At 69.4% G+C, this 26,069-nt stretch carries 23 protein-coding genes and 3 pseudogenes; 13 read left to right on the plus strand and 13 right to left on the minus strand.

The genetic code is table 11. The features are described 5' to 3' along the window. Positions 1-46: 46 nt before the first annotated feature. Positions 47-2,575, minus strand: a complete 2,529-nt coding sequence (locus C6376_RS39395) for a glycoside hydrolase family 32 protein (RefSeq protein ID WP_107447887.1) — start codon at positions 2,573-2,575, stop codon at positions 47-49. A gap of 551 nt (positions 2,576-3,126) precedes the next feature. Between C6376_RS39395 and C6376_RS39405 the strand changes: the two genes are divergently transcribed. Then, positions 3,127-4,374, plus strand: a complete 1,248-nt coding sequence (locus C6376_RS39405) for an MFS transporter (protein WP_107447890.1) — start codon at positions 3,127-3,129, stop codon at positions 4,372-4,374. A gap of 183 nt (positions 4,375-4,557) precedes the next feature. Then, positions 4,558-5,301, plus strand: a complete 744-nt coding sequence (locus C6376_RS39410; RefSeq protein WP_159083397.1) for a hypothetical protein — start codon at positions 4,558-4,560, stop codon at positions 5,299-5,301. Here C6376_RS39410 and C6376_RS39415 read toward each other — a convergent pair. Then, positions 5,245-6,306: a helix-turn-helix domain-containing protein gene (locus C6376_RS39415; protein ID WP_319594806.1), complete on the minus strand. Its 1,062-nt coding sequence runs from the start codon at positions 6,304-6,306 to the stop codon at positions 5,245-5,247. The two genes, C6376_RS39410 and C6376_RS39415, sit on opposite strands and share 57 nt — an antisense overlap. Here C6376_RS39415 and C6376_RS44180 point away from each other — a divergent pair. The 5 genes and pseudogenes from C6376_RS44180 (at position 6,305) to C6376_RS39435 (ending at position 10,644) form a co-directional block, all read left to right on the plus strand. Further along, complete coding sequence (locus C6376_RS44180) at positions 6,305-6,598, plus strand: hypothetical protein (RefSeq protein WP_159083398.1); 294 nt, start codon at positions 6,305-6,307, stop codon at positions 6,596-6,598. The two genes, C6376_RS39415 and C6376_RS44180, sit on opposite strands and share 2 nt — an antisense overlap. Positions 6,599-6,633: 35 nt before the next feature. Then, positions 6,634-7,860: an MFS transporter gene (locus C6376_RS39420; protein ID WP_173985818.1), complete on the plus strand. Its 1,227-nt coding sequence runs from the start codon at positions 6,634-6,636 to the stop codon at positions 7,858-7,860. A 166-nt stretch (positions 7,861-8,026) separates the two neighbouring features. Beyond that, positions 8,027-8,771 (plus strand): annotated as a pseudogene (locus tag C6376_RS39425) (asparagine synthase-related protein); the annotation flags it as partial. Positions 8,772-8,977: 206 nt separating this feature from the next. Next, the gene (locus C6376_RS39430) at positions 8,978-9,202 is read left to right on the plus strand and encodes a hypothetical protein (protein ID WP_107447894.1); all 225 of its coding nucleotides are present in this window, start codon (positions 8,978-8,980) and stop codon (positions 9,200-9,202) included. Further along, positions 9,199-10,644 carry an amidase gene (locus C6376_RS39435; protein WP_107447895.1) on the plus strand — a complete coding sequence of 482 codons (1,446 nt, stop codon included), beginning with the start codon at positions 9,199-9,201 and terminating at the stop codon, positions 10,642-10,644. The genes C6376_RS39430 and C6376_RS39435 overlap by 4 nt, the downstream gene beginning before the upstream one ends. A 90-nt stretch (positions 10,645-10,734) precedes the next feature. Here C6376_RS39435 and C6376_RS39440 read toward each other — a convergent pair whose 3' ends face one another. Further along, a complete protein-coding gene (locus C6376_RS39440) occupies positions 10,735-11,541 on the minus strand; it encodes a maleylpyruvate isomerase family mycothiol-dependent enzyme (protein ID WP_107447896.1) in 807 nt (268 codons plus the stop codon). A gap of 71 nt (positions 11,542-11,612) precedes the next feature. Here C6376_RS39440 and C6376_RS39445 point away from each other — a divergent pair, with 71 nt between their 5' ends. Continuing rightward, positions 11,613-12,419, plus strand: coding sequence for an MMPL family transporter (locus tag C6376_RS39445; RefSeq protein ID WP_254076258.1), 807 nt, complete (start codon positions 11,613-11,615; stop codon positions 12,417-12,419). A gap of 73 nt (positions 12,420-12,492) precedes the next feature. Here the strand turns inward: C6376_RS39445 and C6376_RS39450 are convergent, their stop codons facing one another. Both C6376_RS39450 and C6376_RS39455 read right to left on the minus strand, forming a co-directional pair. Beyond that, the gene (locus C6376_RS39450; protein WP_107447898.1) at positions 12,493-12,924 is read right to left on the minus strand and encodes a cupin domain-containing protein; all 432 of its coding nucleotides are present in this window, start codon (positions 12,922-12,924) and stop codon (positions 12,493-12,495) included. A 116-nt stretch (positions 12,925-13,040) separates the two neighbouring features. Next, positions 13,041-13,409 carry a VOC family protein gene (locus C6376_RS39455; protein WP_107447900.1) on the minus strand — a complete coding sequence of 123 codons (369 nt, stop codon included), beginning with the start codon at positions 13,407-13,409 and terminating at the stop codon, positions 13,041-13,043. A 92-nt stretch (positions 13,410-13,501) separates the two neighbouring features. Between C6376_RS39455 and C6376_RS39460 the strand changes: the two genes are divergently transcribed. After that, entirely contained in the window at positions 13,502-14,467 is a 966-nt protein-coding gene (locus C6376_RS39460; protein ID WP_107447902.1) for a YafY family protein, read from the plus strand. A 10-nt stretch (positions 14,468-14,477) separates the two neighbouring features. Here the strand turns inward: C6376_RS39460 and C6376_RS39465 are convergent, their stop codons facing one another. The 3 genes from C6376_RS39465 to C6376_RS39475 form a co-directional block, all read right to left on the minus strand. Next, positions 14,478-15,065 (minus strand): DinB family protein, encoded by a 588-nt coding sequence (locus C6376_RS39465; protein ID WP_107447904.1) that lies wholly within the window; start codon positions 15,063-15,065, stop codon positions 14,478-14,480. Between the two features lie 247 nt (positions 15,066-15,312). Continuing rightward, the gene (locus tag C6376_RS39470; protein WP_107447906.1) at positions 15,313-15,861 is read right to left on the minus strand and encodes a DUF4262 domain-containing protein; all 549 of its coding nucleotides are present in this window, start codon (positions 15,859-15,861) and stop codon (positions 15,313-15,315) included. 122 nt (positions 15,862-15,983) lie between these two features. Further along, positions 15,984-16,184, minus strand: coding sequence for a hypothetical protein (locus C6376_RS39475; protein ID WP_107447907.1), 201 nt, complete (start codon positions 16,182-16,184; stop codon positions 15,984-15,986). Positions 16,185-16,685: 501 nt separating this feature from the next. Between C6376_RS39475 and C6376_RS39480 the strand changes: the two genes are divergently transcribed. Both C6376_RS39480 and C6376_RS39485 read left to right on the plus strand, forming a co-directional pair. After that, positions 16,686-18,950: a fibronectin type III domain-containing protein gene (locus tag C6376_RS39480; protein WP_159083399.1), complete on the plus strand. Its 2,265-nt coding sequence runs from the start codon at positions 16,686-16,688 to the stop codon at positions 18,948-18,950. A gap of 137 nt (positions 18,951-19,087) precedes the next feature. Next, a complete protein-coding gene (locus C6376_RS39485; RefSeq protein ID WP_107447910.1) occupies positions 19,088-19,378 on the plus strand; it encodes a hypothetical protein in 291 nt (96 codons plus the stop codon). Between the two features lie 105 nt (positions 19,379-19,483). Here the strand turns inward: C6376_RS39485 and C6376_RS39490 are convergent, their stop codons facing one another. Beyond that, the gene (locus C6376_RS39490; protein ID WP_254076259.1) at positions 19,484-20,311 is read right to left on the minus strand and encodes an alpha/beta fold hydrolase; all 828 of its coding nucleotides are present in this window, start codon (positions 20,309-20,311) and stop codon (positions 19,484-19,486) included. A gap of 69 nt (positions 20,312-20,380) precedes the next feature. Here C6376_RS39490 and C6376_RS39495 point away from each other — a divergent pair, with 69 nt between their 5' ends. Both C6376_RS39495 and C6376_RS39500 read left to right on the plus strand, forming a co-directional pair. Further along, complete coding sequence (locus C6376_RS39495) at positions 20,381-20,836, plus strand: MarR family winged helix-turn-helix transcriptional regulator (protein ID WP_107447913.1); 456 nt, start codon at positions 20,381-20,383, stop codon at positions 20,834-20,836. A gap of 73 nt (positions 20,837-20,909) precedes the next feature. Continuing rightward, positions 20,910-21,383, plus strand: coding sequence for an NUDIX hydrolase (locus tag C6376_RS39500; protein ID WP_107447915.1), 474 nt, complete (start codon positions 20,910-20,912; stop codon positions 21,381-21,383). Positions 21,384-21,522: 139 nt separating this feature from the next. Here C6376_RS39500 and C6376_RS39505 read toward each other — a convergent pair whose 3' ends face one another. The 4 genes and pseudogenes from C6376_RS39505 to C6376_RS39520 form a co-directional block, all read right to left on the minus strand. After that, on the minus strand, positions 21,523-22,728 hold the full coding sequence (locus C6376_RS39505) for an alpha/beta fold hydrolase (RefSeq protein WP_107447917.1): 1,206 nt from the start codon (positions 22,726-22,728) through the stop codon (positions 21,523-21,525). Positions 22,729-22,965: 237 nt separating this feature from the next. Further along, a pseudogene (locus C6376_RS39510) lies at positions 22,966-23,613 on the minus strand (dihydrofolate reductase family protein). A 466-nt stretch (positions 23,614-24,079) separates the two neighbouring features. Next, the gene (locus C6376_RS39515; RefSeq protein ID WP_107447919.1) at positions 24,080-25,378 is read right to left on the minus strand and encodes a ricin-type beta-trefoil lectin domain protein; all 1,299 of its coding nucleotides are present in this window, start codon (positions 25,376-25,378) and stop codon (positions 24,080-24,082) included. A gap of 89 nt (positions 25,379-25,467) precedes the next feature. Continuing rightward, positions 25,468-25,823 (minus strand): annotated as a pseudogene (locus tag C6376_RS39520) (cellulose-binding protein); the annotation flags it as partial. Between the last annotated feature and the right edge of the window lie 246 nt (positions 25,824-26,069).

Below are 26,069 nucleotides of genomic sequence, written 5' to 3' on the forward strand. Positions count from 1 at the left end.
CAGCCCTGCCCTTGCGCCATGTCCCTTGCGGCGGGCGGCCGTTGCGTCAGTCGTGGGTGGCGTCGAGGTGCCAGACGGTGGCCTTGTCCAGCTTCACCGAGCCGTTCTCGGCGAAGACCTGGACTCCCTGGCTGGCGGGATCGGGAAAGACCTGGTCGGTGATCACGGCCTCCCCGCTGCCGCCGAACACCTCGACGGACGACCAGTCGACCAGGATCCGCAGCTTGATCTTGCCGTTCGCCGCTTTCAGGGGCGCGGTCTGGACTCCGGGGAAGGTGCCGTTGAAGTTCACTGCGCCGGACCGGGTCCGGTCGACGTACAACTCCTGTGTCGTGGCGTCGTAGCCGATGACGGTCTCCTCGCCCGCGGCGCCGGTGCGTACCTTGAGCCCGAAGCGTTCGGCGTTCTTGAGGGAGAAGACAGCCTCGATGTCGAGCGCCTTGCCCTCTGCGGCGGGGCCGGCCAGCGGCTTCGACGTGTTCGTCACGACGCCGGCGGTCGCGGTCGCCGGGGAGGCCTGCCGCAGGGACTTCACGTTGCTCACCGGCTCGCTGGTCAGCCGGACGCGGCCGTCGACGGTGCGCAGCGCCATCTGCCGGGGAATGCTCTGCGCTCCACGCCAGGGCGAGGTGGGGACGGCGCCCGCGTAGTCCCAGTTGCTCATCCAGCCGATCATGTACCGCTTGCCGCCGGGGGCGTTCTCCCAGGAGACGGCCGCGTAGTAGTCCTTGCCGTAGTCGGCCCAGCCGGCGCGTCGCAGGACGGACAGGGCGGGGGAGTCGGCCGCGGTGAACTGGTCGGCGAGGATGTGCCCCCAGCCGCCGGTGTTCATGTCGACGAGCTGGATCTGCGCCTTCTTGCCGACGTAGGCACGGGTGTCGAAGGAGGCCCAGTCCAGGGTCTCGGCGTCGGAGCCGGTCGCGCTGCGGACGACCTGGCCGTCGACGACGAGATTGACGGCGGTCTCCTGGGCGCCGGGCTGGGCCTGGGTGTCGGACAGCACGATCTGGTCGGCGTTGATGTGCCCCCAGCCGCCCGTGTTGCCGTCGACCACCCTGATCCGCGCCTTCTTCCCGGCGAGGTCACGGACATCCCAGGAAGCCGTCTCGAGTGCCTCGGCGTCCTTTCCGGTGGCGCTGCGCACGACCTGGCCGTCGACGAGGAGTTCGAGTGCAGTGGGGTCGGCGGAGTCGGCCGGGTGGTTGCCGCCGCCGATGAGGAAGTTGACGTAGCGCTTGTCGAGGGTGAACTCGGGCGAGGTGAGCGTGCCGGTGGTGGCATCGCCGTCGCGGAAGGTGTTGACCAGGCCGCTGCCCTGGAAGCCGGAGACCGGCTGCTGGCCGGGGAGGGCGCCGGTGGCCGGCGCCGGGCCGAAGGCGTCACCGGTCGTCGTCCAGTCGCCGTAACTGCCTCCGTCGAAGCCGGCGAGGAGCTTCCCGGGCTGGTGCGGGTGCCGGCCGCCGCCGACCTTGAAGTTCAGGTAGGGGCTGTTCACGGTGAAGGAGGGCGAGGTGAGGGTGCCGGTGGTGGCGTCCCCGGAGTGGAAGCTGTTGGCGAGGCCCTTGCCGTCGAAGCCGGAGACGGTCTGCTGGCCGTCCAGCGTCCCTGCAGCCGGTCCCGGGCCGAACGCGGCGCCCGTGGCCGTCCACGAACCGAAGCCGGCGCCCTCGAAGTCCTGCATGACCGCTCCGGCGGGCGGGGTGTAGGCGCCGTTGTCGTCGGCGGTGAACTTCGTGCCGTCGAAGTCGCCGACGAAGTACTGGGCTGCCGAACCGCCCGCTATGCCACCGGGGTTGATGTTGACGACCAGGACCCACTTGATGTTGTTCGTGTCCCCGTCGACGGCCAGGGGGAACAGGTCGGGGCACTCCCACACACCGCCCGTCGCTCCGGCCGGCCCGAACTCGCTGAGCTGCGTCCAGTCCTTGAGGTTCCTGGAGGAGTAGAACCGCACCTTGTGTTCGGCGGACAGCGACACCGTCATCAACCAGCTCTTGGTCGGCGCGTACCACTGGACCTTGGGGTCGCGGAAGTCTCGTGAGCCGATGTCGATGACGGGATTGCCCTGGTACTTGGTCCAGGTGCGGCCGCGGTCGGTGCTGTAGGCGAGGGCCTGCGACTGGATGCCGGTGCTGTTGTCGTTGCTGGTGTAGATCGCCACCATGGGCGGGTTCTTCTTGGTGCCGAAACCGGTGGTGTTGCTCTCGTCGACGACGGCGCTGCCGGAGAAGATCATCTCCTTGTCGTCGTGCGGCAGGGCGAGCGGCAGCTGCTGCCAGTGGACGAGGTCCGTGCTCACCGCGTGGCCCCAGGACATGTCGCCCCATGAGTTGCCGCTCGGGTTGTACTGGTAGAAGAGGTGGTACTCGCCCTTGTAGTACACAAGGCCGTTGGGATCGTTCATCCAGTTCTTCTCCGGAGTGAAGTGGAACTGGGGACGGTAGGTCTCGGAGTACAGCGGGGCGTCGGCCGCGGCGGGCTGAGGAGCGAGTACGGCGGCGGACAGGGCGCAGACGGCCACCGCCGCGGCGGTCGTCCGTACGCGGGCATGCCGGGATACACGTCCAAAGCTCATGGTGCCTCCTGTGCTGCGGCCGTTCACGCAGCACAGCCTGCGGCGAGCGGCCCGAAAATGTGACTCCCCGGCCCGCGATGTCGTCCACACCGTCGGCCGGAGGATGTCATCGTTGACTTGTGTCAACGCTGACATCGGGTGGCCTGATGATGAGCGTCATCCGGCCAACGCGTCAACGGTTCGGACGTGATTGCCCGGCCCGGCCCGTCCGCCGGTCTGCCTGCGATCGGCTGTCGCGAGCTGTGCCAACTGTCGTGTCACAGTGGGTCGGAGCCGGAGACCGCGCAGGTCGGAGCCGCTGTCCGAGCGGCGAACCGGCAGGCTTGCGCCACCGCCCCGAGGCGCTCGGACCGGTGGGCGGCCGTCGAGAAGTCCGCGGTCCTCACTCGGCTTCCTCGCGACGAACCGCGCGTGGCCGGGCCGCATGTCCCCTTCGTCCACATGACGGGTGAGTACGAAGATTCGGCACGCCGTCGTGATGGTCGCCTGCCGGCGCAGGGCGAGTGGAAAACACGTTGACGGTTCGCCGCCGGGTCTCGACGATCAGGCGCATGCCCGACGCCCTGACGCCCTGGAGCCACCGCCCGTTCCGGCACCTCTTCATCGGCACGACGGCCAACCTGCTCGGCAACGGGGTGGCGCCGATCGCCCTGGCCTTCGCCGTGCTGGACGCCACCGGCTCGGTCGGCTCGCTCGGGTTGGTGGTCGGCGCCCACTCCCTCACCGGCGCCCTCTTCCTGCTCTTCGGCGGGGTGCTGGCGGACCGGCTGCCACGCGGCCGGCTTTTGGTCGCGAGCAGCGCCGTCAGCGCCGCGAGCCAGGCGGTGGTCGCCGCCCTGGTCCTCACCCACAACACCGCGATACCCCTGCTGATGGCGCTCGCCGCGGTCAACGGGGCGTCCGGTTCCTGCTATCAGCCCGCAGCCCAGGCCCTGCTGCCCCAGACCGTGCCGGCCGAGTCCCGCCGCGCCGCCCTCGCGCTCTCCCGGATCGCGGGCAGCAGCGCGATGATCGTGGGGGCCTCGCTGGGCGGCGTGTTGGTCGCCACGGTCGGTCCCGGCCTGGGCCTGGCCGTCGACGCGCTCAGCTTCGCGCTCGCCGCCGCGTCCTTCGCACTCGTCCGCGTCCAGGTCGCGCCGTCCGGGCCCAGTCCCGGCGTGGTGTACGAACTGCGCTTGGGCTGGCGGGAGTTCACCTCCCGCACCTGGGTGTGGGTGATCGTGGTGGCCTTCTGCTTCCTCAACGCCGGTCTCACCGCCTCGTTCACCGTCCTCGGCCCGGCCGTCGCCGACGCCTCTGGCATCGGCCGCAGCGGCTGGGGCCTGGCCCTTGCCGCCGGCTCGCTCGGCGCGGTCGCCGGCGGCGTTCTGTCGCTGCGCTGGCGGCCCCGGCGCGCGATCCTGGTCGGCTGCGCGCTGATGGGCCTGACGGCGACGATTCCGCTGCTCCTCGCGCTGGCCCCGTACACCTGGCTGCTGGTCGTGGCCAACTTCGTGGCCGGCGTGGGCGCCGAGCAGGCCGGCGTCGCCTGGTACTCGACCCTCAACGAGCAGATTCCCGAGGACCGCCTCGCCCGCGTCTACGCATACGACGACCTCGGCTCCTACCTCGCGCTCCCGTTCGCGCAGTTCGCCGCAGGGCCCGCCGTGCTCCTCCTCGGCCTCCGCACCACGCTCTACGCGGCCGCCGCGCTCATCCTCCTCGCCACCCTCGCCATGGTCGCCACCCCGTCCGTTCGCGCGCTGGCCCCGAGGACCGCGGAACCGCAGCGCGCCTCCGAGGATCCGGTCCCTGGCTGAGCGCGACCCCTACGCGCGATCCCGCGCTCGCCGACACGACGGGTTGTCAGTGCTCTGCGGCATGATGCGAGGCATGTGACGGCCTGTCCGACAGGGGCGCCGGGGCCGTCCTCGACACGGGGGAGTGCTGTGCGCAGGTCGGTCGCAGGCGAGGTGCGGGTTCACGACCGTCAGATCTATGTCGTGAGCGACCCGGACGGTCCCAGACCGGACCTCGCCAAGGCGTTGGCAGGCCAGAACGGCGGGCTGTGCGGGGCTGCGGTTCCGATCCTCCTGTCCACCGGGCGGTACGCGGGCGACGTCGGCTTCGTCGCGGAAGTCCACGACGAAGCCCCCGCGCTGGACCCGCTCTGGGAGGACGTGATGGAGGCGTCCTTCCGGCCGGCGTCGGAGCGCACACGTCTGGTGCAGTGGGACGGCGAGGAGGCGTGGGACCTGGGCCTCGTCCGGACCGACTACCGGGTCCGGTATTGCGCCCGGGGAATGGACGAGGCACAGGAACTCCCCACCAGGGTGACGGGGGAGCCCGAGGCGGACAGCTACCTCCTGCAGTTCTGGCCCGCCCCGCCGAGCCCCGACCGTGTCGTCCGGCACACCGCGCGGACGGCCGGACACCTGCACGGGTACGCACGCGCGACGGCGCGTACGCCCGAGCAGCTCGCCGAGGCCGAACGCCATACTCGCGAGCTGTTCCAACAGGCCGCAGCGGAGCGGGCCGAACGGGCCGCCGAGGAGCGCCGACTGCACTACCGGCAGTGGGAGTGGGGCGGGCGACTGCCGAGCGAGAGGCTGCTGGCCGCTCGCGAGAGCAACGTCCTCGGTCTGCTCCGCTTCGACAGCGACCTGGTGCACGCCCTCGGGGGTGGTCCGTCATGTGCTTCCTTCCTCTGTGTGAACGGCGGGCGGCACGCCGCTGCCCGCCGGTGATGGGCGGCACTCGTGACGCCGCCGCTCACGGCCTGGGGCCGGTCGGATCCGTCTGTACGTGCCGTTCTGCACCGTGCGCCCGAAACCAGCGACGATAGGCGTCCGGCGGCAGGCCCGTGGTCCGGCTGAAGTGCCGGCGCAGGGTCGCTCCGGTCCCATTCCCGTCTGGGCGGCGATCTGTTCGATGCTCAGCGCCGTCGTCTCCAGCAGCCGCTGAGCGCGGTGCACGCGCTGCGACAGCAGCCACTGCAGCGGCGCCATTCCGGTGGTCGAGCGGAAGTGGCGCGTCAGCGTACGCCGGCTCACGCGGGCCTGCTGGGCCATGTCCTCCACGGTCAGCGGGCACTCGAGCCGCTCGGAGGCCCACGGCAGGATCTGGGCGAGGACCTCGTCCTTGTCGGGCTCGGCGAGCGCGGGGGAGTCGGACGCCGGCTCGGCGAACGGAGCCACGAGGCGGCGCGCCAGCGCCTCGGCGACGGCAGGCCCGTGATCAAGGCTGACCACGTGGAGGAACAGGTCGAGACTGGCGGCGCCGCCCACCGAGGTGAGCAGCTCGCCGTCGTCGACGTACCGGGCTGCCGAGTCCGGCTCGACGCGCGGGTACCGGGCGGCCAGCGCGTCGGCGTGCGCCCAGTGCACACTCGCCCGGCGGCCGTCGAGCAGCCCGGCCGCCGCGAGCACGAAGACCCCGGTCGACGCGGCGATCACCCGGGCCCCGGCGCCGTGGGCTGCCTGGATCGCCCGCACCAGGGCGGCGGGCGGCGCCTGATGCGCGTCCGGCCACGCCGGCACCACGATCGTGTGCGCATCCGCCAGCTGATCGGTGTTCCACAACCGCTCCGCACGGCAGGCGTCACAGCTCTGGGCGCCGTTCGGGGCCCAGCCTGCGAATTCGTACCACGGGTCGACCAGATACGACCGGTCGACGCCGAAAACCTCACGAGCTGCCGAGACGTCCAGCCCAGGAACGGTTGACGGGAAAAGCAGAGCCACGGATATGGGCATGGACGACACCGTCATCCGGGTGTCCGCGCCCAGTCAATGCCATCTTGCCGAAGTCGCACACGAGTACGCCCATGTCGGACGTCTGTGCGGCAATGCGTGGGCATCGGCCAGGGACTTGCCCAAGTCGCGCACGACCTGCGCTGCTGCGGGAATTCGCCGCGAGATCCCCACTCAAACCCGTGACCTGCGAGAACCACCGCAAAACACATGGCGACTTTGCGACGTCACCGTCGCGCACAGCGTTGATGTCGCAGATCTGCCAGCCTTTGTCCCGCTCCGCCTGTTGAACTGATCACGCAAGAGCACACTCGTCACAGGACGGAATCCATGGCTGCATCCACCACCGCCACCACGCACGACCTGGGCGGGGCCGCCTCACCGCCGCGCTCCCCGGTGATCGGATGGCTGGCCGTCGTCGCGGTGATGCTGGGCATCTTCTCCATCGTCACCACGGAAATCCTTCCGATCGGACTTCTGACCAAGATCGGCGCCAGCTTCACCATCTCCGACGGCATGGCCGGTCTCATGATGACCATGCCCGGCTTCCTCGCGGCGATCGCCGCGCCCGTCGTCACGGTGGCGACCGCGCGGATCGACCGCCGCCTGATGCTGTGCGTCTTCATGATCCTTCTCGCCGGCGCCAACTTCCTGGCCGCGGCAGCACCCGCCTACTGGATGGTCCTGCTCTCCCGCGTCCTCGTCGGGATCGTCATCGGAGGCTTCTGGTCCATCGGCGCGTCCCTGGCCGAACGCCTGGTGCCCGCCGAATCCGTCGGCCGGGCCACAGCCGTGATCTTCTCCGCCGTACCCCTCGGCTCCGTACTCGGCGTGCCGGCCGGCACCTTCATCGGCGACCTGGCCGGATGGCGCACCGCCTTCGTCGCCATGGGCGGCCTCACCGTCGCGGTGCTGATCATGCTGCTGATCGTCATGCCGCCGCTGCCGCCCCGTCAGACCACCCGCCTGACCGTGCTGCGCGGCATGCTCAACAGCGTCGCCACCCGCTTCGCCCTGCTGCTGACCGTTCTGGTCGTCCTGGCGCACTTCGGGACCTACACCTACGTCACACCGTTCCTCGAGCAGGTCACCGACGTCGGCTCCGGGCTGATCACCGTCTTCCTGCTCACCTACGGCGCGGCGGGCATCCTCGGCAACTTCCTCGGTGGCTCACTGGTCGCGCGCCACCCGCGCGCCACCTTCGGCGCCGCCGCCGGCATGATCGCGGCCGCCACCCTGCTCCTTCCCGTGCTGGGGCAGTGGAAAGCCGGAGCCATCGCCCTCCTCATCGTCTGGGGCGTGGGCTACGGGGCCGTACCCGTCTCGTCCCAGACCTGGTTCACCAAGGCGAGCCCCAGCACCCCCGAAGCCGCGTCCGTCATGTTCACGGCTTCCTTCCAAGCCACGATCTCCCTCGGCGCCCTGCTCGGCGGCTTCGTCGTCGACGCCAGCTCACCCTCGACGGTCATGACCCTGGGCGGCATGACAGCCGCACTCATGGTCATCGCCGTATGGGCCCACTACGCCCGACGCCTGAACTGGCCCGACAACGCCTGATCCCACACGGCCGCTTGTGAACCGCCCGGCGCGCCCCGGGCCCGGCCCGACCGCGTACGGCCGGGGCGCCCGAACTCGGATCTTCGGTCCCCAACACACCATGGAGAGGACAACCCACATGTGCGGAATCGCCGGATGGGTGGACTTCGAACGCGACCTGCCCCGTGAGGCCGTACGCCGGCGCTCGACCGTCGCCCTCTCAGGAGAGTCGGCCGACGAACTCTTCGGTGGCTGCAGCTGGTTCCACGACCCCGAAGTGCTCACCGCCGAGACCTTCCCCTGGCTCACCAGCACACCCGGACCGTTCTACGACGGCACCCCCCTCTTCGACGGTGACCTGCACCCGACTCGACCTGCCGGGCCGACGCAGTGACAGCTACCACGACGCGATCGCCGAGACCCCCGTGCTCCCCGGCGAAAGCGGACTGGAGAAGCGGATGAGGGAGCTCAGCTACCTCAACCTCACCCGCTTCGTGAACACCCTCCTGGACCGCAAGGACCGCATGAGCATGGCCGTGGGCCTGGAGGTACGCGTCCCCTTCTGCGACCACCGGCTCGTGGAGTACGTCTTCAACGCCCCCTGGGCGATGAAGAAGTTCGACGGACGGGAGAAGAGCCTGCTGCGGGCCGCCACCCGCGACGTCCTGCCGAAGTCCATTGCGGAACGTGTCAAGGCGCCCTACCCCAGCACCCAGGACTCCGGCTACGAGAAGAAGCTGCGCGACAGGTTCGCCGAAGTGCTCTCCAGCGGAACCGCCCCCATCCTTCCGCTGCTCGATCTGAGCCGGGTCCAGGACCGTCTGACCCGGCCGGTCAGTGCCGAGAGCACGCAGATCACCCGGATCGACCTGGAAGTGCCCCTGTCGCTCAACGCCTGGCTCGAGTCGTACGACGTCACCCTCGACCTGTAGCCCTTCACGAACGGCCCCGCAGCCGCGCCGAACCCGGCTCGGCGAGCCCCCAAGACCGCCCGGCGTCTCTGCGCGTTCATCCCCCGGCCGCAGACGACGTCGGGCGTCCGCGGGCAGCAGGGCCGTCGGGCGTCCGCCGGCCCTGCTGCAGCCGACCGCCCGCCGGCGTCGATCCTTCGCGCCGAAGATCCTGAGAGGACACGAGTATGCCGCCGCCGCCCTCACACCACGACTCCGGCAGGCCCGTCGAAACGCCGGGGGACGCCCGACCCGAGGAAGCGGCCCGCAGTTCACGGCACCGCGAGGCCGTGGAACTCGCGGACCGCATCACCCGGACCATCCGCATCCTCGAGGAGCTCGACCTCACCGGCGTCGCGCTGGCGCCGGTCCTCACCCTCACCGACCACGGCGCGACCGGGAGACCGCTGTGACGCAGCCCTACGAACTCACCGTCGCCGCCGCGGCAAACGCCATCGCAGCGAAAGAGCTCTCCCCGGTCGAACTGACCGAGTCCGTCCTGCAACGCGCGGCGGAGACCGAAGGCGCCCTCAACGCCTTCGTGACCCGCACACCCGAGGCGGCGCGAGCACGAGCGATCGAGGCGGAGCGAGAGGCGATGGCAGGGCGCTCCCGGGGACCGCTGCACGGCATTCCCTTCGCGCTCAAGGACAACATCGACGCGTCCGGCGTTCCGACCACAGCCAGCTCCTCGGTCTGGGCCGATCGCGTCCCCGTCCACGACAGCGCGGTCATGGACCGTCTCACGGCCGCGGGCGCCATTCTGGTCGGCAAGACCCAGATGCACGAGTTCGCCTACGGGCTCATCACGCCCCAGACGCGCAACCCATGGGCGAGTGACAGGGTCGTCGGCGGCTCGAGCGGAGGGTCGGCGGCCGCCGTCGCCGTCGGATCGGCCGCCTTCGCGCTCGGCACCGACACCGGCGGTTCCATCCGCGTCCCCGCGTCGTTCAACGGGCTCGTGGGTCTCAAGCCCACCTACGGCGTCGTCTCCCGCCACGGAGTTGCCCCCCTGTCGTGGTCCATGGACCACGTGGGCCCCCTCACCCGCAGCGCCCGGGACGCCGCCCTCGTCCTCCAGGTCATCGCCGGCCGAGATCCCCGGGACCCGGCAAGCGTCGTCTCACCTCACCTCCACCGGACCGGTCAGGGCTCCGGAGATCTGCGAGGCATGCGAATCGGCGTCCCGGCCAACTACTTCTTCGAACACGTGGCACCGCAGGTGACGGACGCAGTCCGACGGGCGACGGACCAGTTCGTCGCACTCGGCGCCATCGCGATCACGGTGACCTCCCCACTCACCGCGTACCTGGTGCCCGCACTGTGGGGCCACGTGGCCCCCGAGGCGGCCGCTGCCCACGAGGATCACCTGCGCCGGCGCCCCGACCTCTTCAGCGACGGCCTGCGGACCCTCCTGGAGGCCGGCCGGATGATCGCCGCCGACGACTACCTCAGAGCCCAGCGCTGCCGCACCCTCATCCGCCGGGCATGGCGGGAGATGTTCACCACGATCGACGTCCTCGCGACACCCACGGTCGCCACCACGGCACTGCTCCGCTCCCAATCGGAATTCCGGTGGAGCGACGGATTCACCGAGGACGTAACCGACGGCCTCCTGCGGCTGACATCCCCTGCCAACGTCACAGGACTGCCTGCCCTGACCCTGCCGATCGGAGAGGACTCATCCGGCCTCCCCATCGGCATGCAGCTCATCGGCGACCGACTGGCCGAACCGGACCTGCTCCGCATGGGCGAGATCTACGAAGAGGCTCTCGGCAACGGCACGGACGCGGCCACCCGACGCCGGTCACCCCTGTCGAGCGCGTTCGCCCTGGAGCGGGCGCAGGGAGGGTGAACAGCCCCCGGGCCCGGCAGCACGCCGACGACCACTGACCCTCCTCGGGTCAGCCACCGGCGCCATTCCAAGATCAAAAGAACGCCCTGATCACGGCGCGTCGAACTGGGTCGGGAAGCGGGGGGCGAGCCAGGGCTTGCGGCCCCAGGCGAGCACGGCCCCGCGTGCCATGGCCTGCCACGGGCCCAGACGCCCCAGCGCGATGAGAAGGAAGGCGACCGGCTCGGTGAGGATGGTGCAGTCCGAACGCTCCGGCGGATCAGAAAGCACCTCGACCCTGCCGTCGGCGAACGCGACGCCGAATGCCGCGCCACCCCTTACGCGGACGGTGTAACGGGCCGTCAGCGCGGAGGCGGTCGCGACGCGCGGCATCGCCGCCTTCAGGAACGGCAGGCACAACCCGACCCGCATCTCGTTGATCATGTGCGCCTGACGCAGCCCGCGGGCGAGGTCGTAACCGTGGCCCAGCATGTGGGTCAGCAAGTACGAGGCGAGAACGTCCTGGTCCATGGGGCCGAGCGGGGTCGCGAGCTTCCGGCCCGCGGTCCCGTCCGCCACGGCTCGGTCCACCCCGTCCAGGAACACGTCGGCCTGCTCCACGATCATCGCGGCCAGCGGTTCTGCCGCGCGCTCGGGGAAGTCGACGAGGCTCTGTGCATTGGCCGCCGCGAGACTCTGCGGCGTGCCGTCTCCGTAGACGCGTTCCTGGCCGGACGCGAGATCGGCCATCAGGCGGTTGGCCAGTGCCAGGTGGGCGGCCGTCTCGCCGACGGTCCACTCCAACCCCGGTACCGGCACGGTCATGTCCGGCGCGTCGTCCAGGAGCGCGGCGATGGCGCCGGCGGTCTCCCGTATCGCCTCACCCTTTGTCCGCGCGGTAGAAGCGGTCGAAGACACGACCCTGCGCTTCTTCGGGTATACCGGGGCCCCGGTCCCCGACCCTGACCTGTGTAGTCGGACTCGGCATCATGGCTGCGCCAGTTGCGGACCTGCGGCTCGGTCTCGGTGGCGAAACGGACCCGCAGAGCTCCGCCGGCCGCGCCCAGGCACTCGTCGACGAGGGCTTCGGCCCGGGCTGCAGCGGCACCCTGGTGGTCCTCGCCCAGGGTGAGAACAAGGCCAGTGTCAGGGCGGCCGCGACCGACATCGCCGCACAGGTGAAGAACCTGCCGGAGATGTCCTCGGCCTCCCCTGCAATACCTGCCTCTTCCGGCGACGTCGCCGTCATCGACGTCATGCCCGCAGGCGGCCCGGAATCGGAGGGAACCAAGAGCCTCCTGTCCGAGATCCGCGAGATCCGCGGCGATGTCGAGCAGCGTGCCGACACGACCCTGAACGTCACGGGTGAGACCGCGGTGAACATCGACGTGGCCGACAAGTTGTCCGCCGCCCTTCCGCTGTACCGCCTGCTGGTGATGGGCCTGGCCCTGGTGCTGCTCGTCATCGTCTTCCGCTCCATCGCCGTCCCGCTCAAGGCCGCGCTGGACTTCATGCTCTCCGTGGGCTCTTCCCTCGGAGCAGTGGTCGCGGTCCTCCAGTGGGGATGGCCGCCCTCGGCCACAAGGCGTGGTGGTTGCCCCGGGCTCTGCAGCGTTTGGTGCCCGAGGTGGACGTCGAAGGCGAACGCCTCACCCAGCTGCACACCGCGCCTCACCGGCCCGAGCCGCAGCTTCCTCCGCAGCCCGCGGCGGTGGAAGCCGGCCGCCCCTTCGCCATGGAGTGACGGAGCCTGCCGTACAGGCACGTTCCCTCCCGTTCGGCCTCGCTCGCGGTGAACGGGAGGGAACGTATATGGGCTCGACCCGTCCCCTTCACGGACCCGCTCTCGGCAAGCCGGGCTCGTACGGCTCACAGCATCTCGAAGTCCTCGTACTCGAAGCCCGGAGCGACGATGCAGGACACCAGGACCGACTCGTCACCGGCTGGTCGGGCGGTCTGCCAGACGCCGGCAGGCACAAGGAGCTGCGGCTGCTGCCCGTGCTCGATGTCCGGCCCCATCGAAGCGACGGCCGCCTCCTGCGGAGCGGCTCCGTCTCCGCCGAGCCGCAGTGTCAGCGGGCCGCCCCGGTGCCACAGCCACAGTTCGTCCGAACGCACCCGGTGCCAACGGGACACCTCGCCGGGATGGAGGAGGAAGTAGATGCCCGTCGCGAAGGGGCGAGGCCCCGCGTACCCGTCCGGAACCGCGCTCGGCCCGGTCCGCCACGTCTGCCGAAACCACCCGCCTTCGACGTGCGGCTCCAGCCCCAGATGACCGACCAGCTCGGAGATCTCATTCATGTGCAGCCATTTTGCTCTCAAAGATCCGTGTCCGCGCCGTCATCCCCCTGATCCACCGACGGCGGCCGGCGCTACACCTGTCGTGCGCGCCTGCCACATTGCGGCCTTGCGGCCTTTCAGTCCCGCGGTGCCACGCGGACACGGTTCCCGTCAGGATCAGCTGCGAGGAAGGTCAGCCCGAACCCCTCATCATGAGGTTCGTGAAGGATCGTGACCCCCCTGGACTTCCACTGCTTGAAGATCGCGTTGAGCTCGTCGGGTCCACCGTCGATGGCCAGGCACACCTCACCGGTACGCGGGACCTCCGGTGACAGGTCCTCGAACCGGCCGGACCACAGAGCGAGGTCAGCGCCTGGCCCGAGGTCGAAGGTGATGTATCCCGGAGTCTCGAACGACGGCCTCATGCCGAGGAGGTCGCCGTAGAAACGAGCTGCGGCGGGAGCGTCGTTCACGTAGACGATGGACATGACGGATGTGGTGGCCATAGCTGTTCCTTCTCACAGGTCGTAGGTACGCATCCGCCAGCCTGACCGGGATATGCGCCGCATCGTGTCGCAATTCCTGAAAACCTTGGTAGGTGACCCCAGACCGCTTCTTCTCCCTGATGCTGCTCCTCGCAGCGAGGGATGCCGTGACCACACAGGAACTTGCCTCAGCGCTCGGGGTGTCCCTTCGAACCATCACCCGGGACCTGAACTGGCTCCGCGACGCCGGCCTGCCGGTGACCGCGCAACGGGGCCGCCTCGGAGGCGTGACGATGCTGCCCGGGTCCGGGCTCGACCTCACGCGACTCACACCGGGCGAGCGTGATCTTCTGTCGCTCACCGGGCTGGACGAGAGGCAACGTGCGGAGCTCGACGCATCGGTCGAAAGCCGGCGCGCGCTCTCCAAGATCGCCGCTACCCGGTCACGTCGAGTCCATGAGGTCCTGCCGCTCACCGACGTAGTGCACGTGGACAGCCGTCCCTGGCGTCCGGCACGAGCTTCCGACACGACTCCGGCTTCGCTGATCGGCGCAGTGCGGCGAGGCCGCCGACTGCGGATCGAGTACGACAGCCCACGCCAATCATGCCCGCGCGACCTGGTCGTGGATCCCTACGGGCTGTTCGCCAAGGCCGGCATCTGGTACCTCGTCGCCGACTGCGCCCGAGTGCCACGGCTGTACCGACTCGAACGGATCACGGCGTGGGAAGAAGTCGACCAGCCACGGCGGATCCCCGAGAGCCAGCCCCTGGCCACCGTCGCTGCAGCACTCGTCGATCAGTGGGAACACGACCACGCGATCGAGGTCAGCGCCACCATCGACCAGGTCCAGATCGAGCGCGCGCAACGCATCTTCGGCCGACGACTCGTCCGGGACGACGATGAAGAAGTTGCCGCCGGTCACAAGGTGACGATCCGCTTCCCGCATCTGGAGGACCTGCGCGCACTACTGCCGTTCGGCAGCGCCGTCACCGTGCACGGCCCCTCCGAAGCCAGGGCTCACCTCAGCGACCTCGCCGCCGACCTCGCCCACCACTATGCGGTGTCACCAACGTTCTGACGCACAACGGCTAAGCAGTGATTGACGCGGCTGCCCTGGCAGCCTGCTCGATCTTCGCGCAATAAGCTGCGCGGGCCTCCTCGTCGATCTGCCGCTCGTGTTCGGCGCGCAACCCGGTCCGGCCGTCGAGGCCCTCGCGCAGGATGTCGGCATGCCCCGCATGCCGGACGGAGTCGCTGAGCACATGGACCATGACGGCGAACAGGTTCGTGTTGAGATAAGGCTCTGGCCACCACGGCACGTGGCCGGGGGCGTCGAGGGGAAGCTCGTTGATCGTCGCGTCCGAGTGTTCCCACGTACGCCGGTAGAACCCGATGATCTGATCGCGGGTCTCGTGCTCGGTCGCCCACATGTCGCTGCCGTCGGAGTGGTCCTGCCACCGGGGCAGCGATTCCGGGGAAGGGCGGTCGAAGACTTCGCCGAAGTATCTGGCCTCGACGTTGGCCACGTGCTTGACCAGGCCGAGGAGATTGGTCCCGGTCACTGTCAGAGGTCGGCGGGCGTCGTATTCCGACAAGCCGTCAAGTTTCCAGAGCAGCGCCTTGCGATCCCGCCGCAGTCTCCCGTGGAGGTCGTTCTTCGCGAATTCATCGATCATGCAGCATGAGCCTGCCACGGGCTGCCCGCGGTCTCAAGATCCCACCTGCGGTCCACAACGACCGTCAGAGCCGAGACATGGCCGAGACCGCCTCCTGGACGGCGTACTCGGCGGGGCGAAGTCCCGGTGGCGGCGGGTGAGCACGCCGACGACCTTCAGCGCGAGCGGGCGCAACAGGTCGTCGGCCCTTTGGAAGTGAGCCGCATCCGGCTTGCCGGCTTGTTGTCGTACGTGGCGACTTCGCGCTTCAGAGTTCGACCGTCCAGATGTCGGCAGGGTGCTCACTCGGCGGCAGCCACAACTGGGGCTGTGACTCACGATGTCTCTCCTCCACCTGCTCTTCCCAGTGGAAGCGGCCGTCCACATCGGGCCACGCGACTTGCAGCACAGGGAAAGGCGGTCGTCGGTAGAACCTGATGGCCCGTCCGAAGAATGTCCGGTACCAGCGGAGATCGATCTGCCTGAGCCCAACTTGATGACCCTCGACAACATCCGGATGGCTCTGGCCGTCCGCCAGTTCCGCGCCCCTGGCGGACTTCGCTCCGAGCCTGTTGAGCATGCGGTGCATGGCGTGAACATCAAGTCCGAACATGGCCAGGTCAGGTCCGCCGTGGGTGTGCGCGAGGCCGATCGTGTAGGCGAATCCAGGGCCGATCTCATCTTCGGGAACCATCATGACGTGCCATCCGTGCTGCTTCACATTCTCGATCAGCTTCAGATCCGCACGGTCCGCCTCGTCCTGGTCACCGTAGTCATGGCAGAGGACGCAGCGGCACTGGAACGGGTCATCAGTCATGTCCGGAGGCTACGAGGTGAGTGGCGGCCGGGGGTCGTGACCACCCTTTCACCCGAACGACATTGTTGGCGGAGACGGGCCCGGGAGGCGAGCCCCCCGAAGCCATGTCTCCGCAGGGCCCTCTACTGGTAGCAGCCGCCCGTGCACAGCACGGTGACCGTGCCGCTGTCGTGGACCGCGGGGGAGGGGGCGTGGTGAGTGGTGGTTGTGGGGGTCTTGCTGGTCTCCCAGGGCATCGGGACGGCCATGGCCTGGGGGGTGAGGGCGGTGAAGGCCGCGGGGCTCATGAACACGGCGGCTATCGCGCGGTTGCGCAGACGCATCTGGACTCCTCGAACGATGGCGGGCCATTGAGGCTCGGCGGCCGACGCACTCCCCGGGCGGGCCGCCGCGTGTGACCGAGTCTCGCTGTGGCCGAGTCTCGCTGTGCACGCAGCCCGCAAGCCAGGTTCGTTGAGGGTGCACGGCGTTCTTTTGCAGGATCAGCACGAATGACGGACGACGCTCCGGACACGGCCCGGCAAGGCAAGGCAACGTGCATCGGGCCGGAGCGGCTTTCAGGCGGTCTCGTGAAACCGGGCCGGCACGCTCCGCCCAAGGGGCCTCAGGCTTCGTCGCGGTCGACGGGGCGGCGACTCCTCAGCCGGTGACGGTCATGCCTGAGCTTCCATGACACGCTGCCTGCCGCCTGGCACGCGGCAGCCGGGAAGTGGTTGACGTGATTCCGCACAAACCCCCTTACGTGAGCGATCTTTCGAATGACACGATCGAGGCGGCGTACGCGCCTTCTCCCTATTTCCGATCGAAAGTGTGACCGTCAGCAGATGCGCATACCCCTACACGTGACGCGCCGTACGGCCGGCGCAGCCGTGCTCTCTCTGGCGACCGCTCTGACCGGACTCGCCTTCCCCGCCACCGCTCAGGCGGCCGTGACCTGCTCGGCCGGAGTGTGGAAGGCCCAGTACTACGCCAACACCGCACTCACCGGCACCCCGAGGGCCACCGTCTGCGATGCCTCCATCGCCGAGAACTACGGCCTCGGCGACCCGGCCGGCGTCACCCTGCCGCGGGACGACTTCGGCGTCCGCTGGAGCACCACCCGCAACTTCGGCTCCGGCGGCCCCTTCGACCTCACCGTCGCCGTACAGGACGGCGCCCGCGTCTACCTCGACGGCAACCGCAAGATCGATCTGTGGCGCAACGTCAACGCCACCCAGAAGAAGACCCTCCGCCTCACCGTCCCGCGCGGTACACACACCCTGCGCGTGGACTTCGCCGCCTTCACCGGCACTGCCAATGTCGCGTTCGCCTACAAGCCCGTCATCGGCGCCGCCTACGACAGGATCGCCCCCTTGGCCCCGGTCGGCCTGAAGGCCGCCTACTCGGCGGCCACCCTGAAGACGACCCTGGTCTGGTCCCGCAACTACGAACTGGACCTGGCCGGTTACCGCCTCTACCGCCGCACCGGGAGCACCGGCGTCTGGAGCCCGCTCAACAGCACCCCGATCACCGGCAGCGCCTTCACCGACACACCCCCGGCCACCGGCGCCACCCACGAGTACGCCCTCCGTGCCGGCGACCGCTCGGGCAACCTCTCCCCGCAGTCCTCCCCGACGCGCATCGTCAGCGCCGACAGAACAGCCCCAGCCGCCCCCACCGGACTCACGGCCACGCACGACGACTTCGGCACCCGGCTCTCCTGGTCCGCGGTGAGCGGGGCGACCTCCTATGAGGTGCAGCGGTCCCTCGCACCCGAGGGGCCGTTCTCCTCCGTCTCCACGCCCACTCAGGGCACCGCCTTGACCGACCTCAACGCCGCCCTGGGCACGACCTATTACTACCGCGTGCGAGCCGCAGACAGCGCAGGCAACACCTCCCCGTACTCTGCCCCCACCCAGCTCGACGCGACCGAGCTCAAGCCTCTGCCGCCGACGCAGGTCTCCGCCAACGGCTGGGTCGACCGCAACACCGTCGGCTGGCGATACGACGGTGACGCGTCCCACCGGTTCCACGTCTACGCCGCCGAGTCGGCTGCCGGCCCGTGGACCCGGCTGACCGGAACGCCGGTCAGTGGCCTCGCCTACGACGACTTCACGGCGCCCGTCCGCCAGGTGCGTTACTACCAGGTCAGGACGGTCACGACACACGGCACGGAGTCGAACCCGTCAGCGACGGCCTCGGCCACCCGCACCGGCGACGTCACCCCGCCGCACATGCCGTACGGCCTGAACGCGTGGAACGGCACCGACGGCGTGCACCTCGTCTGGACGGCCAACACCGACGACACGGACCACTACCTCGTCATGCGCAAGTCGATGTTCGGTGCGTGGGAGCAGATCGCCGTGGTGCGGGACGTCAAGTACCTGGACGCCGAAGTCCCGGTCGACGTGCAGTTCGGCTACACCGTCCGCGCCGTCGACGCCGCCGGCAACACCTCGCCCATGCCCCAGCCCGGCTATGGCACCGTCTACGGCAAGCGCCTGCCGGTGTACGAGAAGCCGGTCGCGCCCGCCTCGGTGACCGCGACGGCCGAGAACGGCAACGTCACGGTGGCGTGGACCGCGAGCACGTCGACCGATGTGGCCGGCTACTACGTCTACCGCACGACCGCTTCGGACCCCGCGTCGGCCTACTCGGTCTCCCCGCTCATCACCGGCACGACGTTCACGAACGAGAACGTGCCCGCCGGCAGGGCGTGGCACTACGTGGTGCGCGCCGTCAGCACGCACAGCCTGTGGTCCGACTTCTCACCGATGGCCGAGGTCACCGTGCCCTGCCCGGTCATGACGGCACCGGCCACTCCCCGGATCACCGGGGGCGGCAGGGGAGCGGACTTCGTCCGGCTCGACTGGGAGGTCGGTTCGTGCGACCAGGATGCCACCGTCTCGTACAACGTCTACCGGTCCACGTCCGCCTCGGACGTCTTCACCCCTGAGCATCGCATCGGTTCGGGTGTGACGGCGCTGACGTACACGGATCCCGGCCTGGCTCCGGCGTATTACTACTACGTCGTCACCGCCGTGGCCGCCGACGGCGCCGAATCGCCCCCGCAGTCCAAGCCGTTCGAGATCTCGACCCAAGCGCCCTGACGCCCCGCTCCAACCCGCAGGCCCCCGCCGCCCGGAAGCCTTCACACCTCCGGACGGCGGGGGCCTCCCTTCGGAGGGCGCTCAACAGGATCGAGAGGCGGGTGATGTCGGTCCTTCGTGCGTGGCAGCCTTGGGCGATGAGACCCTGCAACTCCTCCACCGAGGACGGCCTCCGGCATCTGCTCAACGAGTGGGACCCGATCGGTGTGGCCGACGATGTGCAGGACGAGTACGACTGCATGCTCGCTCCTTTGCTCCAGCGGCTCCGCGCCGGTGCCGATCGGACTGAGATCGGTGACTTCCTGAAGCACGAGCTGGAAGATCATTTCGGTGTCGACCCTCTGGGGTTGCTGCCAGACGCGATGGCCGTCCGCGTGATCGACTGGTGGACGTCGACCGGGGACGCGAGCACCGCCGCCGGCAAGTGATCGACGCGAGCGCGTGGGAATTCCAGACCCGGTCGCAGTGGGTGCACCCGCTCGCACCTTCCGCTGGTCCGCCAGGTGTGCGGGTGCTACGGCCCCCGCGGGTTGTCAGTTCAGGAAGGCCAGGAGCCGGTCGTTCAACTGCTGGGGCTCGGTGAGCGGCAGAGAGTGATGGGTGGCTCCTGGCAGCACCGCCACCTCACCCTGCGAGAGCGACTTGCGGGCTCGGTCGGCGACCTTGACAGCGTTGTGGGCGCGGCTGTGTTCCGCGAGCAGGACCAGGACCGGCATGAGGAGGTCGGCGGTCCGTGGACGGGCACCGGTGACCAGCTTCCGACCGGGGACGGTGGTGGCCAGCGAGTAGAGGCGCTGCCAGGTCTCGTCCGGGTGTGTGCCTGCCGTCTCCCAGGCCAGGAAGGCGCGGGCGCGGGCCTCGCTGCGGCGGATCAGAGCGGGCAGCGCGCGCAGCAGGTAGCCGAGCCGGAATCCGGTGAAGACCTGGGTGGGGTCTATGAGGGCGAGGTGGTCCACCCGCCGCGGTGCGTGCAGCGCGTACCCGGCGGCCAGCCAGGCGCCGTACGAGTGACCGCACAGGTGCGTGCGGGCGAGCTCGAGACCGTCCAGCAGCGCGTCCAGCCAAGCCGTCAGATCGTTGACGTTCCTCAGTGGCGTCCCTCGGCGTTCGGTGCGGCCGGCGTCACCCAGGAGATCCACCGCGTGGACCCGGTATCGCTCACCCAAGGCGGGCGCGTTGGCGAACCAGGTGAGGCCTGTGGCGGAGCCGCCGGGCAGCAGCACCAGAGGCCTGCCGTCCGCCGGGCCGTACACATGAACCCGGGTACGCCCGTACGGCGTGGCGACGTCGCGCTCCTGTGTGGACTCGGGCCAGCGGGCGCGGAGTTCGTCGTAGGCACGGCCGAAGGCGGGCAGGGGCACGGGCATTCCTCTCGCCGGGCGATAATCTCGTTCAGCGAGATATTACGGCAACGTCTTCGAGGAGTGGGCATGGATGATCAGAACCCGGTGATGGGGCTGGTGCACCTGCTGCGCGCGGTCACCGTGGAGTTCGACCAGCTCGGCGCCGAGTTCGCCGCACGCCACGGGCTGCATCCCACTGATGTGCGCGCGCTGATCCACCTGTTGGACGCGGCTCGCGCCGGTACGCGGGCCACGCCTGGATGGCTCGGCGAGCAACTTCGCTTGAACTCTGCTGGGACCACTGCCCTGGTGGATCGGCTGGAGCGGCTCGGACTCGTCCGGCGCAGCAGGGACTCGGCTGACCGGCGGCGCGTTCTGCTGGAGGTGCAGGAGAAGGCCACGGAACTCGGGTGGGCGTTCTTCGGCCCGGTGATCGGCGAGGTGGTGGCGGCCGCGGAGGGGTTCGAGGCGGGCGAGTTGGAGACGGTGCGTCGTTTTCTGGCTGCGGTACTGGAGTCCGCCGGGCGGGCGGGGGCGGGCTGAAGAACTCCACTCCGAGTTCATGGCACTGCATGGATTCTGGACGTCGGGATAGGGTCCGGTGGGAGGTGCCGGCATGAGTTTTCGGCTGGCGGCGTATGCCGTGTGCATCGAGGGTGGGCGGATGCTGCTCGCCCGTAACGTGCTGGCCAACGGCGAGAGCAACTGGAGCCTGCCGGGTGGCAGGGTCGAGCATGCTGAGGATCCGTTCGACGCGGTGATCCGGGAGGTCGCGGAGGAGACCGGCTGCGACGCGGTGGTCGAGCGCCTGTTGGGTGTGGACTCCCGGGTGATTCCCGCGGCCGAACGTGCGGTCCCCGGCGGACCCGAGCATCAGAATGTCGGCGTCTTCTACCAGGTTCGTATCACCGGAGGCCAGCTGCGGCCGGAGCCGAACGGAGGGGTCGCTGAGTCGGCCTGGACTCCGATTCCCGAAGTCGCCTGCCTGCGCCGGTCATCGCTGGTCGACATCGGTCTTGCCCTGGCTCAGACGCTTCCGGCGACCGGCCACGTCGCCGCCGTCCCGGTCGGCGGTCTGATCCAGCACTGAGGCTTCATCGACATCCGAGCCGAGCCGCAGAGCGGTGATGATCACTGATCTTCGGTCCTGCCCGTCGGCGCCGGGCCGCACGCATTGCTCCGCGGCCCGGAACCGGCTCGTCCCTGCGTGTCGCTGTGACCCGAGGGCTTCATTCCAGTTCGCTCACCACGCCGTCCGCGTCCATGACCCAGCTTCCGCTCTCGACGCCGTACACCTTCTTGTCCTCGAGCCATTTCCAGGACATCTGCTGCAGCATCTGGTTGGGCCTGCGTTCCCAGACCGGCTGGTGGTCCCAGCCCTCGACCCGGATCATCAGTTTGTCGGCGCCCGGAATCGCCTGGTAGAGGTCCGGAACGGAGAAGTGCAGCACCGGTCCCAACTCCACAGCCGTGTTGGCCGTGGTGTCGTGGTCTCCGTAGACGATGCACACCGGCACAGCGGTGCCGAGCGTGGAGCCGTACGGCACGGTGCTCGTGTTCCAGCCCCACCAGTACGTGTTGCGCCACCGCATGACGCCGTCAGGTGCCCCTGCCGTGGTGCCGCCCCACTTCTGGCCGAGGTTGTCGCAGTCCATGATGGTCTGCCACACGTGGCCGGCGAGTTCCTTGTCGCTGACGGTGGCCTGCAGACTCCCCTTGCTGGTCAGGTTCATCGGGAAGCCGAAGACCGCGGGCGGCTTGGACTCGGGCTGCGTCGGCAGTCCCGTCCCGGGAGGCGGGGCGAAGGGCGTTTCGGGGTGTGTCGACCAGCGGCCGGCCGGGGGAAAGATGGGCGCGAGAAGGAACATGCCCGCCACGTCCCCGGGATGCTGCAGCGCGTACGGGCCCATGACGAACGAGGCCGCGGACCAGCCGACGAAGGAGACCTTCTCGTTGTTGCACCGGCCCCTGATGAACTTGACGACGGTGGCCAGTTCGTCCCATTCGCTCTGGGAGTTGCCCAGCTGGTGCGGGTAGGGCGCCGTCGGGGAGCAGGTCCCGGTGCCGGGATTGGTTTCCAGCAGCCCCCGCTGGGCGGGGTTTGCGTTGCACGGGTCCTCCATCTTCGGGCGGGGCGAGAGCCCTGAGCCCTGGAGGTCCATGATGTATACGTCGTAGCCTTTGCCCGCCAGGAACTGCGCCCAGCTGTAGCTGGTGTCCGGGTTGGGGGAGCTGCCCTTGGGAGGGAGCACGAGGTCGAAGCCGGGAAGGGCCGGAACGCTCCTGCCGTGGAGCATGAGGACCGGCTTGGGCGTGCCGGCGGGCCCGGTGGCCTTCTTGTACTCCCGGACGAAGAGTTCGATCTCCTCGCCGGAGTTCGCCGGGATGGTCGATTTGTGCTTCACCTTGTGGTCGACGAGATTCAGTTGTGGCATGGCCGCCTCCGATCGCTGTTCGCCCTGAGGAACGGTTGTTCCCAGGAGGGCTCAGCATCTCCGCCGGCCCCGAGCGGTACGGGGAGCCGGGACGGCGGGGCGCTCGGATGCTGACTGATCGGGTGGGCGCGGCTCCTCCGATCGGCGGGGCGCACCCGGGGGAGCGCGCCCACCACGGCGTCTGTCTGCGAAGGCGCTCGCGTCGACCGTGCCGAGGTCACCGCGCCGCTTTTCCTGTCATCTACGCCAGAAGAGGTGGTGCGTCACGCCACTCCGGCTGGGCACGATCTCCATGTGGAACCGGTCCAGCAGGTCTTCCGGCGAGTCCCACAGACGTAGCCCGGACCCGAGCTTCACCGGTGAGACGACCACGTGCAGGGTGTCGACGAGGTCGGCGTCCAAGAACTCCCGGATGGTGGTCACGCCGCCGCCGAGCCGGACGTCCTTGCCGTGCGCGGCCTCCCGTGCCTGCGTGAGAACGGTGGCGGGGTCGCCGTCCACGAAATGGAACGTGGTGTCGGAGAGGGTGAACGATGGACGCTTGTGGTGGGTCAGGACGAACACCGGCGTGTGGAAGGGCGGCTCGTCACCCCACCAGCCGCGCCATTCGTGGTCGCGTCACTCGCCGCGCTGGGGTCCGAACTTGTTGCGGCCCATGATCTCGGCACCGATGTTGTGGCTGAAGTCGCGGGTGAAGTAGTCGTCGAGGCCCCGGCTGCCCCCGGGCTCGGTGCGGTTGGGCCAGCTCGCCGTGGCGCCGGCCCAGGCGAAGAGCTTTCCCGGGTCGATGTCGTGGCCGAAAGGCCGTTCCAGGCTCTGGTCCTCGCCGGCGGCGATACCGTCGCTCGAGACGGTGAAGTTCTGTACTCGCAGCAGCTGTTCCACGTGCTCCCTCATCAGGTTCTGTCGCCTCCTCGTACGGGCGATGCGTCCTACATCAGGATGTCGAACGGGACGTGGCGGAAGCGACAGCGGCACCCGAGTTCTTCCGAAGCGTGCCCCGCGCGACCGTTCGCCTGCGCCATTCGGCGGCATCCCGCCGCTCGCTGGAGCGGCACAGGGGCGTGAGCCCTGGGACCCTCGGTCGCTCGCTTCAATGATTCCGTCGGCCGGGGCAGCGGTACGCAGGGCCGCCTCGCACCGGCGGTTCCTGGTCGCATCCTGGGCGTCGATATGTCAGTCCCGGCATCTCCGAAAGGACTGGTTCTGAACTGACCAGCCTTCTGTGCACCTGCACGGTGAGTGGACACCTGCCAGCGTCGGCTGAGCGTCCTCGCAATCCGGGCCGAAGTACCGGGCATCACCCGGTACTTCGGCCCGGACCCTTTCGAGTGTCGGGTTCAGGACTCCGTCAACGCAGAGTCCACCGCTGGTTGGAGCCGCCGTTGCAGGTCCACAGGACGGCCTGGGTGCCGTTTGCGGTGCCGGCGTTGTACGCGTCGAGGCACAGACCGGACCGGGCGCTGGTGACCGTGCCGTTGGAGTTGACGCTCCAGCGCTGGTTCTGCCCGCCGTGACAGTCCCAGATCACGGCCCGTGTGCCGGGAGACGTTCCCGAGGCCTCGGCGTCCAGGCACTTGTCGCCGTAGACGCGCAGTTCCCCGGCGTCCGTGCGGGCCCATTTCTGGCTCGTCCTGTCCGCGCAGTCCCACAGCTGGGTCTGGGCGCCGTTGGTCTGCGACGAGTTGAGGACGTCCAGGCAGCGGCCGGAGGGGGCGCCGACGACCTGGCCACCGGTCGTCGGAGGCGGCGTCGTGCCGCCGCCGGGCACGGACCCGCACGTGACCTGGGAGCGTGAGACGCCGGTGCGGTCCGGCAGCGACGGACACAGGAACTGCGTGTACCGGGTGTCGTTGTCGAGGAAGATCTTGAGCCAGGGGATCGTACGGCGTGTCACGTTGGAGTTGCCCCAGGTGGGGAAGCCGTGGCCGCCGCTGGTGAGCTCGACATAGGCGCTCGGTGTGGCGGTCGGCATGCCGGCGTGGAGGCCGTTGAGGTAGGAAGGGGTGACCGTTCCGTCGTCGCGGGCTCCCATGATCATTGTCGGGACCCGGAGCGTGGAGAGGCTCTGCGAGGGGGAGAAGGGCGCGAGCGGCAGGGCGGCTTTCAGTGAGGGACGCCGTTCGGCCGCGCTGATGGCGCCGCCGCCGCCCATGGAGTGTCCGATCACGCCCAGCCGGTTGGGGTCGACGCGGTCGCGCACCGGGCTCTTCTGGGTGAGGTAGTCCAGGGCCGCCAGCAACTGGGTGCCGCGCGCGGTGTCGTAGTCGTTGGGGCTGTTGGTGTCGATACCGATGACGACGAACCCGAAGGACGCCAGCCAGGGCCCCATCCAGGCGCCCTCGGACGCCCACTTGGCGGTGTAACCGGGTACGGCGGCCACGGCGGCCCAGGTGCCCCCGCTGGTGTCGGTCGGGTAGTAGATCTTGCCGCCGTTGAAGCCGTTGCCGGGCGGCACCGTCAGCTCAGCGGTGGCAAAGGCGCCCCGCTGGGCCGCGACGCTGCTCACGGTGGGGTCCGGGCCCCGCTGGTAGGGATTGTCCTGCGCGCCCGTCGGCCGGGCCGAGGCCGGCTGGATCGCCATGAGTGCGGCGATCAGTGCGGTCACGGCCGCGACCACGGTCGTCCGCAACCTGTTGCTCGGATGCATTGTCCTGTTCCTCCATGCCTTCGTCGTGCCTGCGGGGTGTTGGATCGGGTGACGATCAAGATTCAGGCGGGTTCGCCGGCCTGCTTGGCGCCGAAGTGCATGACAACGATGTCGGGACGGGTGGCGGCGAGTCGTCCGGGCAGCAGGTTTCGGTTCGCCACGTTGGTGACACGCTCACCGCCGTGGCCTTCGTTGTCGCCGTCCAGCCCCTGGGAGCAGCCCTGCTGGTTGAGGGCGCCGACGAAATCGGTGTTCCTGTTTCCGGTGTTCAGCAGACGGTTCCACAGCGCGGCCCGCCGGCACCCGGGCGAGCCGGTGATCGAGTCACCCAGCGGCATGATGCGCACGGGGCGGCGGCGGGGGCGGCGGCGGTGACCGCTGGGGCGAGGGTCACGCCGAGCGCGACAAGGAGTGTGGCCAGGAGTGCGGCGGCGGTCGGCGCCATGGCGGTGGTGCTCCCGCAGGTCGGGCAGCGCCTGGGCGGCCTCTTGGGTTACAGGAGCGCGCCGCGAGCGCGGTGCGACGGTGCGTGTCGATCACGGTGGCCTCCGATGCGTGGGGATGCCAGGTGAGCGGGTCTCGGGTGGGAGGAAAGACATTTCTCCCGTCGACGCATGGGAACGCTCCCAGGGAGACTAGGAAGCGGCTGTTGCGGCGTCAAGTCGAGGAGCGGTGCTCTGCTTTCTTCTGA

The sequence above is a fragment of the Streptomyces sp. P3 genome (genome assembly GCF_003032475.1).
Lineage (GTDB): Bacteria > Actinomycetota > Actinomycetes > Streptomycetales > Streptomycetaceae > Streptomyces.

Coding starts and splice junctions, on each gene's coding strand:
- C6376_RS39395 (WP_107447887.1), bottom strand. CDS start 2,575: ATGAGCTTTGGACGTGTATCCCGGCATGCCCGCGTACGGACGACCGCC.
- C6376_RS39405 (WP_107447890.1), top strand. CDS start 3,127: ATGCCCGACGCCCTGACGCCCTGGAGCCACCGCCCGTTCCGGCACCTC.
- C6376_RS44180 (WP_159083398.1), top strand. CDS start 6,305: ATGGACGACACCGTCATCCGGGTGTCCGCGCCCAGTCAATGCCATCTT.
- C6376_RS39415 (WP_319594806.1), bottom strand. CDS start 6,306: ATGCCCATATCCGTGGCTCTGCTTTTCCCGTCAACCGTTCCTGGGCTG.
- C6376_RS39420 (WP_173985818.1), top strand. CDS start 6,634: ATGGCTGCATCCACCACCGCCACCACGCACGACCTGGGCGGGGCCGCC.
- C6376_RS39430 (WP_107447894.1), top strand. CDS start 8,978: ATGCCGCCGCCGCCCTCACACCACGACTCCGGCAGGCCCGTCGAAACG.
- C6376_RS39445 (WP_254076258.1), top strand. CDS start 11,613: ATGGCTGCGCCAGTTGCGGACCTGCGGCTCGGTCTCGGTGGCGAAACG.
- C6376_RS39450 (WP_107447898.1), bottom strand. CDS start 12,924: ATGAATGAGATCTCCGAGCTGGTCGGTCATCTGGGGCTGGAGCCGCAC.
- C6376_RS39455 (WP_107447900.1), bottom strand. CDS start 13,409: ATGGCCACCACATCCGTCATGTCCATCGTCTACGTGAACGACGCTCCC.
- C6376_RS39465 (WP_107447904.1), bottom strand. CDS start 15,065: ATGATCGATGAATTCGCGAAGAACGACCTCCACGGGAGACTGCGGCGG.
- C6376_RS39470 (WP_107447906.1), bottom strand. CDS start 15,861: ATGACTGATGACCCGTTCCAGTGCCGCTGCGTCCTCTGCCATGACTAC.
- C6376_RS39475 (WP_107447907.1), bottom strand. CDS start 16,184: ATGCGTCTGCGCAACCGCGCGATAGCCGCCGTGTTCATGAGCCCCGCG.
- C6376_RS39480 (WP_159083399.1), top strand. CDS start 16,686: ATGCGCATACCCCTACACGTGACGCGCCGTACGGCCGGCGCAGCCGTG.
- C6376_RS39485 (WP_107447910.1), top strand. CDS start 19,088: ATGAGACCCTGCAACTCCTCCACCGAGGACGGCCTCCGGCATCTGCTC.
- C6376_RS39495 (WP_107447913.1), top strand. CDS start 20,381: ATGGATGATCAGAACCCGGTGATGGGGCTGGTGCACCTGCTGCGCGCG.
- C6376_RS39500 (WP_107447915.1), top strand. CDS start 20,910: ATGAGTTTTCGGCTGGCGGCGTATGCCGTGTGCATCGAGGGTGGGCGG.
- C6376_RS39505 (WP_107447917.1), bottom strand. CDS start 22,728: ATGCCACAACTGAATCTCGTCGACCACAAGGTGAAGCACAAATCGACC.
- C6376_RS39515 (WP_107447919.1), bottom strand. CDS start 25,378: ATGCATCCGAGCAACAGGTTGCGGACGACCGTGGTCGCGGCCGTGACC.